This is a genomic window from Alcanivorax sediminis (genome assembly GCF_009601165.1).
In the GTDB taxonomy this organism is placed as follows: Bacteria; Pseudomonadota; Gammaproteobacteria; order Pseudomonadales; family Alcanivoracaceae; genus Alcanivorax; species Alcanivorax sediminis.
In genome coordinates this window covers 604,477-620,929 of the sequence record NZ_WIRE01000001.1, presented here as the reverse complement: position 1 = coordinate 620,929, position 16,453 = coordinate 604,477, and the positions used below count along the sequence as shown (strand labels likewise).

Genomic DNA, 16,453 nt, shown 5'->3' with positions numbered 1-16,453 from the left:
ACGACGAGGTATTACCTCAGAACAAGGCCTGACTCTAAAGCGTAAACCCATGATGCTGCCCATCAGGTAGCTCGATATCCAGTCGTACTTTGCCTCCAGCTGCCTCGATATAGCGTTTCAGGGTCGAGAGTTTCAGGTCCTGCCCCGCTTTTTCCATGCCGGCTATGGTAGGTTGCTTCACCCCAAGGGCTGCTGCCATTTCTGCCTGGGTTTTGTTCATCAGGTTGCGGATTTCTGCCAGATGAATATCCAGCAGAATGGCGTCTGCCTTCTTTCTGGCCTGTTCGACCACCTCGGGCTTTTCTGCTTCGAGTATCTGTTTCAGTGTTCTTGCCATATCAGCCACCCTGTTTGAGTTTCTGGAGATGCGCTGTGAATTCGCGGTCAGCCACCGGAATCATCTCGTCGTAGAACCGTTTGCCTTTACCTGTCTTCTCCCCAGCACACAGCAGAATCCCTGTGCGTTCCGGATCGAAGGCAAAGAATGCCCTGATGGGGTTACCTTTGCTTTGGACTCGAAGTTCCTTCATGTTCGGATGCACAGATCCCTTTAGCGTGTCGGCATAAGGGCGGGACAGGAGCGGTCCCTTTTGTTCCAGCACCAGCATGCCGGCGAGTACATTTGCCCGGTCTGTGTCATTGAGCGCATCGAACCATTCATCAAACCTGTCCGTGGTTTGAATGTGCCACATTGTTAATCCTTCATCCTTGAATAGGTTTCAAGCTATATAGGTTTTAACCTATAGTCAATCTTAAGCGGATGAGTGGAGTCTGCCAGGAATGGGATCTCTCTTTAGAGGGGTTTACCTTCCCCGTAGAGTGAGTCGAGGAACGGAAGGATCTGGCGGCGAAGAGCAAAAAACCTGTCTGAGCGGAGCGAGTCTTTTTTGCGTCCGCCAGATCGTGAGTACCGGAGTGTGCCTGCGGAGCAGGCCGAACGGAGTCGGGGCGCGGGGGAGTCCAGAGGGGTGTCGCGGAGCACCCCTTTGGGCCGGCCCGGCGAGGGCAAGTTTGTTTTAGAACGGGAAAGCTTAGGGATGGTGGCGGCAGGCCTTGAAGGCAGGTGCCGCCAACATCAGGGGGATTCGCGCCTCAAGCGGCGCTCCTGCAGCAGTTCCAGATCAGGCTATATGCCCAAACACCTGAATAATGTTGCCCAGCCGCGCGGTGAACTTGTCGCCACTGTTCAGCGGGCCGACGCCGGCGGGGGTGCCGGTGAAGACCACATCGCCCGGTTCCAGGGTGAAGGTCTGGCTGATTTCGGCCACCAGCTCGAAGGTGGGAAACAGCATCAGGCCGGTGTGGCCGTGCTGTTTCACTTCGGCGTTGATCTCCAGGGTCACGTCCAGGTTCTGGCGCACGGAGATGCCGCGGGCGTCGATGAAGCCGGACACGGGGGCGGCGCCGTCGAAGGCCTTGGCGCGCTCCCAGGGGTGGCCTTTTTCCTTGAGCTGGTTCTGCAATTCGCGCAGGGTCAGGTCCAGGCCCACGCCGTAGGCAGCGATGCTGAAGCGGATGTTTTCCAGATCGGTTTCCTTGCGGATTCGCTTGCCGATCAGCACCACCATTTCCACTTCATGATGCACCGGCCCCTGCCCTGCCGGGATCACCACCGGTTCGTGCAGGCTGGCCAGCGCGGTGGCGGGTTTCATGAACAGGATCGGGGACTCTGGCACTTCGTTGCCCAGCTCGCGGGCGTGGTCGGCGTAGTTGCGGCCTACGCAGACCACCTTGCCCACCGGGATGTCGATGGGCGAGCCGTCGATCCAGCGGTGAACGTAATCGTCTTCGCCGCTGTTGAGAGTGATGGCGTCATCAAACATCGAACAGTTTCCCCGGGTTCATCACATTGTTGGGATCGAACACCTGCTTCACGGCTTTCATGCAGGCAATTTCTTCCGGGCTGCGCGAGTATTCCAGGTAGGGCTTCTTGGTCATGCCCACGCCGTGTTCGGCAGAGATAGACCCGTTGTACTTCTCGACGATCTCGAACACCCACTTGGAGACGTTGTTGCACTTGGCAAAGAAGTCTTCCTTGGGCAGGTCGGCGGGCTTGAGGATGTTCAGGTGCATGTTGCCGTCGCCGATGTGGCCGAACCAGACGATTTCGAAATCCGGGTAGGCGTCCTGTACTACGGTGTCCACGTCTTCCACGAAGTCCGGCACCTTGGCGATGCTCACGGAGATGTCGTTCTTGTACGGGGTGTGCGGCGCAATGGATTCGGAGATGCGCTCACGCAGCTGCCAGAGCTGGTCGAGCTGCTGCAGGGACTGGCTCATGACGCCGTCCAGTACCCAGCCTTCTTCCACGCATTTTTCGAAGATGGCCATGGCCTGTTCACCGACTTGCTCGGAGAGCTGTTCGAATTCCAGCAGACAGTAGAACGGGCACTCGGTGTCGAAGGGCTTCGGCACGCCGTGGGCCAGCACGTGCGCCATGGCCTTGTCGGAGAAGAATTCGAAGGCGGTGAGGTCGATGTCCTGCTGGAAGGCGTGCAGGATGCTCATCACTTCACGGAAACCCGGCGCGCCCAGTACCAGGGCGGTCAGGTCTTTCGGCTGGCGGGTGAGTTTGACCGTGGCTTCCACGACAAAGCCCAGGGTGCCTTCCGAGCCGATAAACAGATGACGGAAATCGTAGCCGGTGGCGTTCTTGATCAGGCCCTTGTTCAGTTCCAGCAGTTCGCCCTTGCCGGTGACGACTTTCAGGCCGGTGATCCAGTCACGGGTCATGCCGTAGCGAATCACCTTGATGCCGCCAGCATTGGTGCCGATGTTGCCGCCGATCTGGCTGGAGCCCGCTGAGGCGAAATCCACCGGGTAGAACAGGCCTTTCTCTTCGGCGAATTCCTGCAGCTGCTGGGTGACGACGCCGGGCTGTACGGTAACAGCGCGATCGAATTCGTTGAAATCGAGCACCTTGTTCATGCGATCAAAGGCGACCACCAGCTCGTTGTTGGCGGCCACGGCACCGGCAGACAGGCCGGTGCGGCCTCCGGACGGCACCAGATGCAAACCGTGCTCATTGGCGATTTCCACGATCTGCTGCACTTCATCGATGGTTTCCGGCAGGGCCACGGCGCAGGGCGACGGTGCCCAGACCTTGGTCCAGTCGACCCCGTAGCGCTCCGCGCTTTCCTGGTCGGTAAGCAGGCGTTTGCCAAGCAAATCAGTCAGTTGCTCCATTGCGGCGTGGGCAAAAGCGGTCATCAAGGGTCTCCTGAACGGGGTAAATCGCGCGATCTTGAGGCGTTCTCACGCCAACTTGAGCAATCCGACGGCGGGACTGCTCTCAATTTGAGCGCGCTATGTTACCATACGCGCCCATTTCACAGGCTACCGAGACTTCAATCATGGCCGATACTTCTCTTGAGAAGGACAAGATCCGCGTTCTCCTGCTCGAGGGCATCCACGAAAATGCCGTGGAGAACCTGAAGGCACACGGTTACTCCAACGTGGAGCTGCTGCCCACCGCACTGACGGGCAGCGACCTGACCGACAAGATCAAGGATGCGCACTTTGTGGGTATCCGTTCCCGTACCCAGCTCACCGAAGAGGTGTTCGAGGCGGCGGACAAGCTGATCGGCGTCGGTTGTTTCTGTATCGGTACCAATCAGGTAGACCTGAAGGCAGCCCTGAAGCGCGGTATTCCCGTGTTCAATGCTCCCTACTCTAACACCCGTTCCGTAGCGGAACTGGTGATTGCCCACACCATCAACCTGATGCGCGGCATTCCCGAGAAGAATGCGTCTGCCCATAACGGTGGCTGGCTGAAGACCGCCAAGGATAGCTACGAGATCCGTGGCAAGACCCTGGGCCTGGTGGGTTACGGCAACATCGGTGCGCAAGTGTCCGTGCTGGCCGAAGCCATGGGCATGAAAGTGAAGTTCTACGACGTGATCCCCAAGCTGCCGCTGGGTAACGCCGAACAGGTGTCCGACCTGAACGAGCTGCTGGGCATGTCTGACGTGGTCAGCCTGCACGTGCCGGATACCGCCGAAACCCGCTGGATGATCAAGGAAGAGCAGATCCGTGCCATCAAGCCGAAGGGTTATCTGATCAACTATGCTCGCGGCAAGGTTGTCGACATCGACGCCCTGGCGGCGGCGCTGGAAGACGGTCACCTGCTGGGTGCTGCCATCGATGTATTCCCGGAAGAGCCGAAAGGTAACGACGACGAATTCGTCAGCCCGCTGCGCAAGTTCGACAACGTGATCCTGACCCCGCACATTGGCGGCTCTACCCAGGAAGCGCAGGTGAACATTGGCACCGAAGTGTCCGAGAAGCTGGCTCGTTACTCTGATAACGGCGCGACCCTCGGTGCGGTGAACTTCCCGGAAGTGGCCCTGCCCGCACACCCGGACAATCACCGTCTGCTGCACATTCACAAGAACGTGCCCGGCGTGATGACCCAGATCAACTCCATTTTCTCTGATAATGGCATCAACATTGCCGGTCAGTACCTGCAGACCAATGAAGAAATTGGTTATGTGGTGATCGACGTGAACAAGGAATACAGCCAGCTTGCGCTGGAAAAACTGCGCACCATCGATGGGACGATCCGTACCCGCGTATTGTTCTAATCGCGCAGTGAACTGAGCGCCTCGGCGCTCGACAAAAAGCCGGAGCCGGACTACCTTGTCTGCTCCGGCTTTTTTGTCCGTCATAAAAATTCGACACGGCCTGTGAGTGGGTGGGGAGCGGCTCGGAACCGTTTGTAAAATGGGCGGTCTCACTGTCATGGCCACAGGCTTTGAAAGGGAACACAACACCTCTTATGGATGGGATCAGAAAAGGATGTCTGGCGCTGGCCTGTATGGCCTTGTTGTCCGGTTGCGCCAGCAACTCGATGTTTGTGTCCTATCCCAGTCAGGCAGCCAAGTGGAAAGCGGAATTGTCCAGGGCACCTGCGGTGACGGTCGCGCCGGAAGCGGGTACCTCAGATCCTGATACGGTCGATCATGAAGATGAAGCGGCGGAATCCGCCGGACCGGATAACGACCAGAACACCGCCAGCCTGAAACCCGTCAACGCCACCCCCGCCGATACCCGCGTCAGCCCGGTGATCAGCAAACTGGAATCGGCTACCAGTAGCGCGGACGGCGTGCTGTATCTGCAGGAGTTGGGTCGGGTCAGCCAGTTACAGGGGCAGCGGGAAGCGAGCCGTAATGCCTTTGCCGGTGCGGTGGCGGCCTATGATGCGGAAGACAACAGTGCCCGCATTCAGGTGTCATCACTGGCGGCCACCGGCTCTGCCATGCTCACCAATGATAACGCCCGCGCCTACATTGCCCCGGATTACGAACGCATCTTTACCCGTGCCTATCAGGCCCTGAACTACTGGGCGGCGGATGACGCCTCCGGTGCGGCCGTGGAGCTGCGGGCGGCGGCGCTGGAACAGCAGGTGGCGGCCAACAAGCGCGACAAGGAAATTGCCAAAGCCGAAGAAGACGCGGAAGAAAACGATATCGATGTGAGCCAGTTTGATGGCTACTTCGAAGGGCTCAATGCGGTGGCAGGGGATGTGAAGTCCAGCTTCCAGAATGCCTGGACCTTCTATCTCTCTGCCCTGTTCTGGGAAGCGCACCGCGAATATAACGATGCGTTGGTGGACTACAAAAAGGCCCTGGAGATTCACCCGGAATCCACCATGCTGAAAGAAGACGTGGAGCGGGTATCCGCAGCCATGAATGGCCAGCGTGTCGATGGCGGCCTGGTGGCAGTGATCTATGAGCAGGGCTTTGTCCAGCCCCGTGCCGAATTCAGCCTGCCGATACCGACCATCCATGGTTACTTCTCCGTGGCATTTCCCACCTATTCCCTGGAAGACAAGCCCCGCCGGGATAGCCTGCGCGTACTGGATACCGGTATGCAGCCATTGGGGGAAACCCAGGTGATGGCCGATGTGGGCGCACTGGCCGCCAAGGATCTCAAGGAACGTATGCCCGGCATGCTGGTGCGTCAGACCTTGCGTGCCACCACCAAGTACAACCTGCAGAAACAGGCCAACGACAATTATGGTGTGCTGGGTGCCTTTGCAACCCAGATTTATAACCTGGTCAGTGAGCAGGCCGACCGGCGCAGCTGGCTTACCCTGCCTGCCTATGCCCAGGCCACCCGATTTTCCCTGCCACAGGGTGAACATACCCTGTTGTTGAGCACCCCGCAGGGCGATGCTACGTTGACGGTACCGGTGGTAAACCGGGGCCTCACTGTGATCCATGCCGTGGCCGTCCCCGGCCGCTTGATTACTCGCGTGTTACCCGTTCAGGAGGGACCCTTATGAGTATTTTCCGCCCGATGATGGCGTTGCTGGTGGCTGTGCTGCTGGCGGCGTGCTCGGCCAGCAACATGGGCCAGATGGAAGTGGATGAAAACGGTGAGACCGTTACCAAGGTGTATTCCAACAACAGCCTGTTGGGCAGCCGCATCTCCATTGCCGATCTGAAACAGAAAAAAGTGGGCGATCTGCTGTATGTGCAGGCCACTCTGGAAAACGACTGGAAGTTCCAGCTCGACTTCCAGTACAAGATCAAGTTTTTCGACGCCGATGGCTTTGAACTGGAGCCGGAAGCCCAGCCGTGGCGGCAGGTCGTCATGGCCGGTCGTAGCATGAACAGTGTAAAAGCCATCGCCCCGAACCCCAGTGCTGTCCGCTTTGAAGTCTGGGTTCAGGAGTAATTTGACGATTTGAGCGGTCCAACCCGCTAACAAGGAGAAAAAGATGCGACGTGTACTCTCAATGATGATGCTGGGCGCGGTTGTGGCGCTGTCCGGTTGTGCGTCCAAGGTAGATTACGGCGATGCCCAGGCTCGTGAGACGGTGAATACCGATTTCGGCTCCACCGACCTGCAGATGATCGCCGCCAAGATGGTGGACGACATGCTGGTGTTCCCGCCCATTGTGCAGCTGACTCAGAACCGTCGTCCGGTGGTGTTTGTGGACAGCATCAAGAACAAGACCACCGAGCATGTGGATACGGAATCCATCACTGACACCATCCAGTCCAAGCTGCTCAACTCCGGCAAGTTCCGTTTTGTGGATATGACCAAGGTGGAGAGCGTACGTCAGCAGCTGGATTACCAGAGCGAATCCGGCCTGGTGGATCCGTCTACCGCCGCGCAGATGGGTCGTCAGATTGGTGCCGAGTTCATGATGTACGGCAACTTCTCTTCCATTGTAAAGCGCGACGGTAGCACCAAGGACGTGTACTACAAGTTCACTCTGAAGCTGATGAACATCCAGACCGGCATCATCGAGTGGGCCAACGAAAAAGAAATCCGCAAGACCAAAACCAAGAGTCTGTTTGGGCTGTAACAGAGACGCAGCACGCTCGCACGACGGGAAAAGTGTCGAGAAGCGAGTAACGAGTTTCGAAAGGCAAACCCGAGCCGCCTCTTGTTGAGGTTTTCGCAACTCGAAACTCGTTACTCGCAACCGGCCCTGGTCTCGCGCCCAATGCCGTTCCTGTGGCGATAACTGGAAATTCGGGTGTTGCCCAGGCACAACAAGGAGGTCACATGATTAAACGTCTATTTGCTCCAGTGGTAGTGGTGCTGATGCTGTTCTCTTCGCTGAGCCATGCGCTCACCGAGACTGTATCGGTTTCCTCCCGAGGCTTCGGTGATACCCCGGAACAGGCCATGACCAATGCGCTGGTGGCGGCGGTGCGTCAGGGGGGCGGCGTGACTCTGGCGGTGGATCCCAACTTCCGTACCGATGTGTATGAGTGGGTGATTCAGCAGCAAGGCGATGTGTCCACCTGGATGGGCAAGGAAACCTCGGTGCCGGAACCGCAGTTACCAACGCTGGGCAACATCAAGACCTACCAGGTGCAGTCGGTGAAGAAAGTGGACGACGGCATGTGGCAGGCGGATGTGCAGGCCGAGATCCTGCGTCCCAAATCCCTCGGCCCGGACCGCTCGCATCTCCCCGGCATTGCCATTGCCACCTTCGATACCCGCGCCAGCAGTTACGACCTGGGTGACGTAAAGGTGCCGGCCAATGAAGTGCAGCGTGATCTGGCGGAAAACCTGTCCATGGCCTTCACCCAGTCCGGACGTTTCCGGGTACTGGATCGTGCCTATCTGGCGGATATCGAGAAGGAACTGGCAACCGTGTCCGAAGGCAGCGTGGCGCCGGAAGAAATGGCGCGCCTGGGCCAGCGCAAAGGGGCCGACCTGTTGCTGGTGGGTACCATTGAGGACTTCCAGATCGGTGACAGTGATCGGGAATTCTATGGCGCCAAGATGGGCGGCTATGAGCCCTATGTGCGCGTGCGCTATCGCCTGATTGATACCACGACCACGGAGATCCTGTGGAGTGACCTGTACGTGTGGGACAAGCCGGAAGCCACCATCCGGGCCCTGGCCCGCGAACAAAAGATTGATGACCGCAACCATCCCGAACGCCTTGCCGACATTCTCTATCCGGAAATCGCCCGCGCCATCGCCGGTGATGCCACCGATGTGCTCTACCCGGTGCAGGTGATCAAGGTGGATGGCAACAACGTGTTTCTGACCCAGGGCGAAGGCCGTCTGGAGCAGGACGGGATCCTGAAGGTGTACCGCCCTGCGGGTGAGATGAAGGATCCGGATACGGGCATGACCATCAAGATGGAAGGGGCGGCACTGGCTACATTGAAAGTGACGGATGTGCGCCCGGATTACGGCATTGCCCAAATCGAAGGCACCGCCAGTGGCGCGCTCAAGGTGGGTGATCGGGTTCGCCCGGACAAACAGGCCAGAGCCCTGTCCGCGCAACCCGCCGGACAGCAAGCCAGTCCGGGCTCATCGGAAGCACCGATCCAGTGGTAAACGCCAACCCCGCGCAAGCGGGGTTTTTGTTAAGGGGCATTCCCGGCGATGATGCTTGAGTCCGCCGCGTCGCTGCTGCAGACATTGATGAACCGGACGTTTGATAACAGGGAGAAAAGGATGACAACGGAACTGACGCTCTACACCAACCCCATGTCCCGTGGTCGAATTGCACGCTGGATGCTGGAAGAGGTCGGTGTGCCCTATCACACAGAAATCCTCGAATACGATGGCAGCATGAAGGCGCCGGCGTACCTGGCCATTAACCCGCTGGGCAAGGTGCCGACGGTGGTCCATGGTGATCAGGTGGTGACCGAATGCGCAGCCATTTGTGCGTATCTTGCCGAGGCGTTTCCGGACGCGGGCCTGGCGCCCACCGCGGCAGAGCGTGGCGCCTATTACCGCTGGCTTTTCTTTACGGCAGGTCCGTTGGAGGCGGCGGTCACCGACAGCAAGGTGCTGGGCATAGAGGTACCCACGGACAAGCAGCGCATGGTGGGTTATGGCTCTTACCAGGCCGTGATGGAGGCGTTGGCAGGGGCATTGCAGGCAAACCCGTATATCGCGGGTGACCGGTTTACGGCGGCAGACGTGTACGTCGGCGCGCAGGTGGCCTGGGGGCTACAGTTCGGTTCGTTTGAGTCGCGTCCGGAGTTTGCCGCCTATGCGGAACGGGTGACGCAACGGCCAGCGTTTGTCCGCGCCACACAAATGGATGAAGGCTGAGGACAGGTATGGAGCAGTCTGGCTGATTTACTGAAACAAAAAAGCCACCGCATTGAATGCGGTGGCTTTATCATTCGAGTCAGCCGCTAAGGGATGATTAGAATGAAGCACCTACATTCAGGTAGTAGCCGCTGGTTCCCAGACTCTGCTGGCTGCGAGACAATGAGCCATTGACCACATCATCAGGGAAGTGAATGAAGTCGGACAGGCCATCAATGCTGGAGTATTGAAGACCAAGGCCTACATCCAGGTTCAGGCTGTCGGACTCCAGCGCGGCAAAGACCACGCCGAGCTTGGCATTGGTCATGGTGGCGGTTTCTGCAAAGTCATCACCGGTGTTTACGGCAATGTCGCCACCGTCATTGATGGTCTCAAGATTGGTACGTGATGCATCAGCCTGCATGATGCCGAGGTCAACACGACCCTCGATCCCAACCAGCTTGTTGAATTTCCATTGACCTTCAACCCCAGCGTAGAGCCCCATCAAGTCGTGATCTACGCTTTCTGTAACGTTGGTACCGCTGGTGTTTGCGGTGTCATCGTAATAGGTTGCCATGCTCTGCTCGATAGAGGTTGAGCGAATACCGAACAGAGGAGCCAGTGCCCCCTTGTCGCCACCGAAATCAAAGTTATAGGCAAGTTCAAGCTCTATGGTTGTTTGATCCAGCTCATATTTTGAAGTGCCCTGATCCCAGTCATTTTCGGCAACATCATTCCAGTCGGAATGAACCCGGCTGGCAACGAGTTCGTCATTGGTGGTGACAGAGTCCTTTTCACTGAAGTCGATGGCGCTGTAGCGGATGGTGCCGGTCCAGTTGCTGCCCAAATCCATGCCCAGGCCCAAAGACAGGCCGGTTTCGGCTGACGGCTCAACGTATTCATAATCGCCTGCGCCTACATCATCGGTGTTATCGGTGCCGTGAGGTGCGTACCAGTCCAGGCCGCTACGATTCAGATCGCTCTGGTTTGCCTGAAGATCAACGTAAAGGCCTGCCATAGCCTGAGAGGTGGCTGCAGAAATGGCGGCAACCAGCAGCGTTTTTTTCATGTTTTTCATTTTAAGTCCCTGTGTGTTTTTCCATTACCTCTTCCCCCCCGGGAAGAGATGCTCGGTGTGCATAACACACAACAAGCCTGAGGGGTTATAAAGAGTCCCAAGAAATATTGCAAACGTATTGCAGGTAAGGCTTGTTGACGTGGGGGTCACAATTAATTGCGGTGGTGTATACCCGCCCGACAGTGAAATAACTGTTGGGCGAGTTTTGCGGGCGCAAGAGTGCCGACACTCAATGGGATGATGACAGGAGATGGTTGTGGAAGCGCTTGAGTTTTGTCGCTACCCTCGCCTTGCGTTTCTTCCACCAGATCACGATGCCGGTAAATGACAGCATGGCCACGGCGATGCCCATCAAGGAGATGATGATACGTCCGGGCAGGCCGGCAATGCGCCCGGAATGCAGCGGGAACTGTAACTGGTTGAAGACATCAGCGGCGGTGCCGCTCCAGGGCACTTCATCGCCGATCAGCTCGCCGCTGACGCCATCGTAGTAGAGGCTTTTCACTTTCATGCCGCCACTGTCGTGGTCTTCGCCGGGGTAGTAAAAGCGCGCCCCATAAACGGCAAAGTTGTCACTGTAGAAGCCATCCCCGATGGGCTCGGCCCAGCCGCGAGCCTCTGCCTCGCTGCGTGCCTTGGCTAAGAGTTCGGGCCAGCCCAGCTGTGGCTCTACCGGTTCATGCAGCGCCGTGGGGGTACGAGTCTCAAAGGGCCCGGGGGTGGTCTCCGATACGGTGGACATGATCGGGTAAAACACTTCCCGGTAGAGGTTGAGGGAGAAGGAAGTAAACGCGAGCATGAGCAGCAGGCCAAACACCCACAGGCCCACAGCCCGGTGCAGGTCAAAATTGAGTTTGTAGGCCCCTGCCCCGCGGCGTACTTTCCACGCCGGCTTCCAGCGCTGCAGCCATGGCTTGCTGCTGGCCGTGCGGCGTTTACGCGGCAGGGTGAGCACCATGGCGATCACCGTATCGAACAGCCACACCAGTGCGGCGATGCCCATCAGCCAGATGCCCCAGCGATTGGTGCCGTTCCACTCCGGCAGGTGAAGTGAGAAGTGGAGCTTGTAGAGAAATGACATCAGGTGCTCTGGGTGCAGGGATATCTGGCCCCACAATCGTTTGCCGACAATCTCGCCGGTGACCGGATCCACGAAGGCGTGATCATAGTCCAGCTCATAGCGTCGCCCGGTATCCGGATTCACCTTGGCATCCACCCAGATCTCCAGGTTGTGACCCGGCTCGGCCTGTAGCGGGAAGAAGCTGGCGCGCACCCGCGGATCGGCAGCTTCGACACGGGCCACCAGCTCCATGATCGGCATGGGTTCACCGACGCTCTGGCTTTCAAACAGATGAGGGTTGAGCCACTCGTCCAGTTCGTGATCCCAGGAAATGATGGCGCCGGTCAGTCCGGCAATGATCAGGAAGGCGGCAATAAACAGGCCGAACCAGCGATGAAGAAGCACGAGCAGTGGGCGCATGAAGAAGGCTCCAGAGGAAAAACGACGCCAGCCTATCATTAATGAAAATGATTCGCATTAAGCAATTGCAGGATTGGCAGGCTATCTATCGAAGCTGCTCCTGAATACCCCCATGAGCGATACCGGGAAGGGGAAATACGCTAGCATCCCCGATGAGCGACAAGGAGATCACCGTGGACGGATTTTTCGCCCAGGCTCTGGTGCTGTTAGGCGCCACCCTGATTTTGTTACCCCTGTTTCAGAAGCTGGGGCTAGGCAGCATCCTGGGTTACCTGGCCGCCGGTGTTGCTGTGGGGCCCTTGGGGCTGGCACTGATTAGTGACGGCACCGCTGTGCTGCACTTTGCCGAGTTGGGCGTGGTGTTGATGCTGTTTCTGGTAGGTCTGGAGCTGGCTCCCCAGCACCTTTGGGCGCAGCGGCGCAGTCTGGTGGGGCTGGGAGCGACCCAGATGGTCGCCAGCACCCTGCTGCTGGCCGGGGCTTTCCTGTTGTTGGGCTTCGAATCCCGTGTCAGCCTGGCGGTGGGGGCCATCCTTGCGCTCTCCTCCACGGCGTTTGTGATCCAGATGCTGGTGGAAACCAATCAGCTGGGCACCCCCCATGGTCGCTCGGCGTTTTCCATCCTGTTGTTTCAGGACTTGGCGGTGATTCCCATCCTGTTGTTGTTGCCGGTGCTGGCGGGCACCGGCGGTACAGAGGATGGCCCACAGTTACTGGCCGGTGTGGTGGCGCTGGTGGGCATGGTGCTGGCGGGTCGTTATCTGCTCAACCCCTGGCTGGGATGGCTGGCCAAGCTGCGCAATCGTGAGCTGATGAGCGCCAGTGCCCTGATGCTGGTGCTGGGGTCGGCAGCATTAATGGAGCATCTGGGTCTGTCCATGGGGCTGGGTGCCTTTGTGGCTGGCGTGTTGCTGGCCAACTCGCCTTACCGCGAGCAACTGGAAACGGATATTCAGCCCTTTAAGGGGCTGCTGTTAGGGCTGTTTTTCCTGGCCATCGGCATGACCATGGACCTGCGGCTGTTACGTGATTACCCCGGTGAGATCGGTGTCTATCTGCTGGTGTTGCTGGCGGTGAAGGCGGCGGTATTGATGGTGATCAGCCGGATTCGAAAGGCGGACTGGCGTGGCACACTGATGTTCGGAATGTTGCTGAGTCAGGGTGGGGAGTTTGCTTTTGTGCTGCTGACCCAGGCCGTTACGCTGAATCTCATGGAGACAACCCTGGCTGGGCAATTGAATCTGGTTGTTGCCTTGTCCATGGCCTGCACCCCGCTGTTGCTGAAAGCCGTGGTGGCGCTCTGGCCTGAAGCGCAGCAGCCAGCACGTCGTGACCTGGAAGAAGAAACCATGCCCAGCCACCATCCCCGGGTCGTGATTGCGGGCCTGGGGCGCTTTGGCCAGATCACCGCTCGTATCCTGGTAGGACGGCAGATCCCGTTCACTGCGCTAGATTCAGATCCGGATGAAATCGACATGCTGCGGCGTTTTGGCAACGAGGTGTACTTTGGTGATGTGACACGGCTGGACCTGCTGCGTACGGCGGGGCTGGAACATGCCCGGGTGCTGGTGGTGGCGGTGGATGATGCCGAGGCTGCGCTGAAAACGGTGGAGCTGGTGCGCGATCATTTTCCCCAGGTCGCCATCATTGCCCGTGCACGGGACCGTTTCCACGCGTTCAAATTACGTGCCCTCGGCGTGACAGTTATCCGGGAAACCTTCGAGTCCGCTCTGCTGACCGCGCGCCTGACCCTGACCGAGCTGGGAGTGCCGGAATCCACGGCCATCGAACTGGTACGCAGCTTCAAGGAGCTGGATGAGCGCATGCTTGAGTCACAGGTGGAGCATCGCGATGACCATGACAAATTGTTGGAGGCCAATGCCCGCGGGCGGGCGGAGCTCAGCTCTTTGCTACAGGGAGACGAATAACAGAATAATAATCGTATTGAGAACCATTATCATTATATGTAGTATGCAAGCCCAGTGACCGGCTCGTTAGAGTGCCTTGGGGAGAGGTGGAGCCGGTGTGTGTCTAACCGAACTGGGCTTAGTTATGAAATTCCGTCTGTTTGCCGGAGCCGTGAGCGCCTCGCTCCTGCTCCAGCCTCATCTTGCGCTGGCTGAAGAGCCTGACGCCAATAACGACAGCATTGTCCTGGAGACTGTCGAGGTCGGCGGTAAAACCCAGGGTCGCCTTGCCGACAACAGTGAAAGCTACACTCCCAAGACGTCCGTCAGCGCCCCGACGGGGCTGTCGCTGAGTCGTCGGGAAACCCCGCAATCCGTTTCCGTGATTACCGAAACCCAGATGGATGATTTCCAGATGAACGGGGTCAGCGATGTGCTGGCGTCTACCCCGGGCGTGGCGGTGGATCGCGTAGAAACAGATCGTATTTACTACAACGCGCGTGGCTTCGAGATCACCAATTTCCAGTTTGATGGCCTGGGTCAGCCATTGCCCTATGAAACGGTAAGTGGCGATATGGACACAGCTCAGTTTGAGCGTGTGGAAGTGATTCGCGGATCCAATGGGCTGATGACCGGTCTGGGCAACCCCTCGGCTACCGTCAACTATGTCCGCAAGCGTCCGACTGCTGACACCAGTGGCAGCCTGGCATTGACCTACGGTTCGTGGAATGCGGCCCGTGTTGAAGGGGATCTGTCCGGTGCGATTAACAAGAGTGGTTCAGTGCGGGGGCGCGTTGTAGCAGCCTACGACGACAAGGAGTCGTATCTCGATCGCTATGAGAAAGAGAGTGGGCTCTTCTACGGTGTAGTGGAAGCTGACATTACCGAGAATACCCTGCTGACGATTGGGTATTCGCAGCAAAATGAAAACGCCGACAGCCCGCTCTGGGGATCATTACCGCTGTTCTATAAAGACGGTGCCCCTACCGACTATGATGTGGAAACCAGTACGTCCGCAGATTGGTCCTACTGGGATAACGACACCACCATGGCTTTTGCCGAACTGCAGCAACGTTTTGAGAATGGCTGGGAAGCGAAAGGGGTTTTCACTTACCGAAAGCTGAAGGGAGACTCCGAACTGCTTTATGTTTTTGGCGCGCCTGACCGCAATGATGCGGGGCTCTTTGCTTATCCAAGTCTTTACGATAACGAGACAACGGAGCGAGTCTATGATCTTTATGCCCGCGGCCCCTTCGAAGTGGGTGGCCGGGTTCATGAGATGATTGTGGGTGTGAATTACGCCAAGGGTCGGAATGTTGAGAATTCGCAATATATTGCTGGAAATTTCGTACAGTTCGCTCCTGACCAGTCGCCATTCGATGGCAGTTTTCCACGCCCAACCGCCTATGAGGGCACACCAAGAGGCAGCAAATGGGATGACCGATACCGCAGTGGTTATCTTGCTACACGGTTGAGCCTGGCGGATCCGCTAACGGTGATCGCGGGCGGTCGTTATGTCGATGTCCTCAGTAAGGGCGAGGGGTATGGCTCCAGCAAGGATGCCAGTGCTAGTGAGTTGGTTCCTTATGCGGGCATCGTTTTCGACCTCAACGAGGTGCACTCCGTTTACGCCAGCTATACCGAAATTTTCAATCCACAGACCGAAGAGAATAGTGAAGGGCAACGGGTGGATCCGGTAACGGGTGAGACCTACGAGGCGGGCTTGAAATCCGAGTGGCAGGAAGGTCGTGTATATACCCAGCTTACTGCTTTCTGGACTGACCAAAAGGATCTTGCTGAAGCGGTTAATGCTTCTCCGGATACATTCTTCAATGGTCAGGATTACGAAAGCAGCGGTTATGAAGCGGAAATCAGTGGCGAACTGTTGCCTGGCTGGCAGTTGAGTGGTGGCTATACCTTCCTGGATATTGAAAAGAATGATGAAGGTATCGAGCAGCGCACCTACACGCCACGTGAAATCATTCGCCTGACCACCAGCTATCGTCCGAGTGGACTGGAGAAATTGAAGGTCGGTGCGCGGGTAAGCTGGCAGGACAGTATCTATCGCGGCACGGCACCGGCAAAACGCACCCAGGAAGCCTACACCCTGGTTGATCTGATGGCCGGCTATGACTGGACCAGACAATTCTCCACCACGCTGAACGTGAACAACGTGAGCGACGAGAAATACCTGAACTCATTGTATGTGGGGCAGGCTTTCTACGGTGCACCGCGAAACGCCAGCATCCGCTTCGACTATAAATTCTGATTCTGCCCTTTCAGGTTGTGTGCAACCTTTGACGCCGGGTCTTGTGCAAGCAAGAGGCCCGGCGTTTTTTTGGCCGCTCTGCGGCTGCATCATGCTGCACACAACACGCCCAACCCCGTAGAGAAGCCAGCGGTTTTGTAGGAGAGCCAACTTGTTGGCCGAATGAGGCCTTGACCATTCTGCCGAGGCGACAGCAA

At 57.7% G+C, this 16,453-nt stretch carries 14 protein-coding genes; 8 read left to right on the top strand and 6 right to left on the bottom strand.

The genetic code is table 11. The annotated features are described in order from the left end of the window. Nucleotides 1–34: 34 nt before the first annotated feature. From GFN93_RS02670 to GFN93_RS02655, 4 genes are all read right to left on the bottom strand, one after another. The gene (locus tag GFN93_RS02670) at nucleotides 35–337 is read right to left on the bottom strand and encodes a helix-turn-helix domain-containing protein (RefSeq protein ID WP_153498878.1); all 303 of its coding nucleotides are present in this window, start codon (nucleotides 335–337) and stop codon (nucleotides 35–37) included. Nucleotide 338: 1 nt separating this feature from the next. After that, nucleotides 339–692, bottom strand: coding sequence for a type II toxin-antitoxin system RelE/ParE family toxin (locus tag GFN93_RS02665; RefSeq protein WP_153498877.1), 354 nt, complete (start codon nucleotides 690–692; stop codon nucleotides 339–341). A gap of 429 nt (nucleotides 693–1,121) precedes the next feature. Beyond that, nucleotides 1,122–1,823, bottom strand: coding sequence for a fumarylacetoacetate hydrolase family protein (locus tag GFN93_RS02660; protein WP_153498876.1), 702 nt, complete (start codon nucleotides 1,821–1,823; stop codon nucleotides 1,122–1,124). Next, complete coding sequence (locus tag GFN93_RS02655) at nucleotides 1,816–3,210, bottom strand: FAD-binding oxidoreductase (RefSeq protein WP_153498875.1); 1,395 nt, start codon at nucleotides 3,208–3,210, stop codon at nucleotides 1,816–1,818. The genes GFN93_RS02660 and GFN93_RS02655 overlap by 8 nt, the downstream gene beginning before the upstream one ends. Before the next feature lie 143 nt (nucleotides 3,211–3,353). On the opposite strand from GFN93_RS02655, the gene serA reads away from it, so the two are divergent. The 6 genes from serA (at nucleotide 3,354) to GFN93_RS02625 (ending at nucleotide 9,543) form a co-directional block, all read left to right on the top strand. Further along, the gene (gene serA / locus GFN93_RS02650; RefSeq protein WP_153498874.1) at nucleotides 3,354–4,583 is read left to right on the top strand and encodes a phosphoglycerate dehydrogenase; all 1,230 of its coding nucleotides are present in this window, start codon (nucleotides 3,354–3,356) and stop codon (nucleotides 4,581–4,583) included. Nucleotides 4,584–4,777: 194 nt separating this feature from the next. Beyond that, nucleotides 4,778–6,286, top strand: a complete 1,509-nt coding sequence (locus GFN93_RS02645) for a COG3014 family protein (RefSeq protein ID WP_235901626.1) — start codon at nucleotides 4,778–4,780, stop codon at nucleotides 6,284–6,286. After that, nucleotides 6,283–6,681: a YcfL family protein gene (locus GFN93_RS02640; RefSeq protein WP_153498873.1), complete on the top strand. Its 399-nt coding sequence runs from the start codon at nucleotides 6,283–6,285 to the stop codon at nucleotides 6,679–6,681. The genes GFN93_RS02645 and GFN93_RS02640 overlap by 4 nt, the downstream gene beginning before the upstream one ends. Nucleotides 6,682–6,724: 43 nt before the next feature. Further along, nucleotides 6,725–7,318: a penicillin-binding protein activator LpoB gene (gene lpoB, locus GFN93_RS02635; protein ID WP_153498872.1), complete on the top strand. Its 594-nt coding sequence runs from the start codon at nucleotides 6,725–6,727 to the stop codon at nucleotides 7,316–7,318. Between the two features lie 203 nt (nucleotides 7,319–7,521). Next, on the top strand, nucleotides 7,522–8,817 hold the full coding sequence (locus tag GFN93_RS02630; RefSeq protein WP_153498871.1) for a CsgG/HfaB family protein: 1,296 nt from the start codon (nucleotides 7,522–7,524) through the stop codon (nucleotides 8,815–8,817). 120 nt (nucleotides 8,818–8,937) lie between these two features. After that, nucleotides 8,938–9,543, top strand: coding sequence for a glutathione S-transferase family protein (locus GFN93_RS02625; protein ID WP_153498870.1), 606 nt, complete (start codon nucleotides 8,938–8,940; stop codon nucleotides 9,541–9,543). 97 nt (nucleotides 9,544–9,640) lie between these two features. Here the strand turns inward: GFN93_RS02625 and GFN93_RS02620 are convergent, their stop codons facing one another. Beyond that, a complete protein-coding gene (locus GFN93_RS02620) occupies nucleotides 9,641–10,600 on the bottom strand; it encodes an Lpg1974 family pore-forming outer membrane protein (RefSeq protein ID WP_153498869.1) in 960 nt (319 codons plus the stop codon). Nucleotides 10,601–10,829: 229 nt separating this feature from the next. After that, nucleotides 10,830–12,080 carry a PepSY-associated TM helix domain-containing protein gene (locus GFN93_RS02615; RefSeq protein ID WP_153498868.1) on the bottom strand — a complete coding sequence of 417 codons (1,251 nt, stop codon included), beginning with the start codon at nucleotides 12,078–12,080 and terminating at the stop codon, nucleotides 10,830–10,832. Nucleotides 12,081–12,253: 173 nt separating this feature from the next. On the opposite strand from GFN93_RS02615, the gene GFN93_RS02610 reads away from it, so the two are divergent. Both GFN93_RS02610 and GFN93_RS02605 read left to right on the top strand, forming a co-directional pair. Continuing rightward, entirely contained in the window at nucleotides 12,254–14,008 is a 1,755-nt protein-coding gene (locus tag GFN93_RS02610; RefSeq protein ID WP_328594151.1) for a monovalent cation:proton antiporter-2 (CPA2) family protein, read from the top strand. Between the two features lie 124 nt (nucleotides 14,009–14,132). After that, the gene (locus GFN93_RS02605; RefSeq protein WP_153498866.1) at nucleotides 14,133–16,256 is read left to right on the top strand and encodes a TonB-dependent siderophore receptor; all 2,124 of its coding nucleotides are present in this window, start codon (nucleotides 14,133–14,135) and stop codon (nucleotides 16,254–16,256) included. The last annotated feature ends 197 nt before the right edge of the window (nucleotides 16,257–16,453 follow it).